The following is a 576-nucleotide window of genomic DNA, read 5'->3' as shown; positions in this document are numbered from 1 at the left end:
CCTGCTGATAGTCCCCGCTCTACGTCGCAGTTTATTCCAATTATGCATTTACGAAATGATTTTTAGTATCCAACATTTGTCATACAATCCTTTTTCATGCCCCCTATTTATAACTTCAAACGATTTTAATTATAGGATAGCGATCTCAAAAAAATATAAAGGAGTTTTTCAATATGAAATTATATTTAGATCCAGGGCATGGTGGTACAGATCCAGGTGCGATTGGAAATGGTTTGCAGGAAAAAGAGGTTGCATTGGATATTGCGTTGCGTATCAAAAAATTAATTACCGCAAATTACATTCATGTAGAGGTGAAAATGAGTCGAACCAAAGACTCCACCATAAGTCTTCAGCAACGAACAAATGAGGCAAACAAATGGAAAGCTGATTTTTACCTTTCTATACACTGTAACGCCTCTAACGGGAAGGGAATTGGCTATGAGGATTTCATCTATAGTGGTTTATCCAACCAATCTAAAACAAAAAAATATCAACGGATTCTCCATCAAGAAATTTCTAAAGTAAATCATCTTGCTAATCGGGGGAGAAAAACTGCAAATTTCCATGTTTTAAGAG

1 protein-coding gene is annotated in these 576 nt (G+C 35.8%); it reads left to right on the top strand.

Annotation, left to right across the window (positions count from 1 at the left end; genetic code table 11):
* Positions 1 to 173: 173 nt before the first annotated feature.
* Positions 174 to 576 (top strand): N-acetylmuramoyl-L-alanine amidase family protein (locus JCM12304_RS18860; protein ID WP_172675331.1); only part of this gene is annotated, 403 nt, incomplete at its 3' end.

This window comes from Virgibacillus halodenitrificans JCM 12304 (assembly GCF_001310895.1).
Classification (GTDB): Bacteria; Bacillota; Bacilli; order Bacillales; family Amphibacillaceae; genus Virgibacillus_Q; species Virgibacillus_Q halodenitrificans.
Note: the sequence above shows the minus strand (reverse complement) of the source record. Positions and strands in the feature narration are given on the sequence as shown.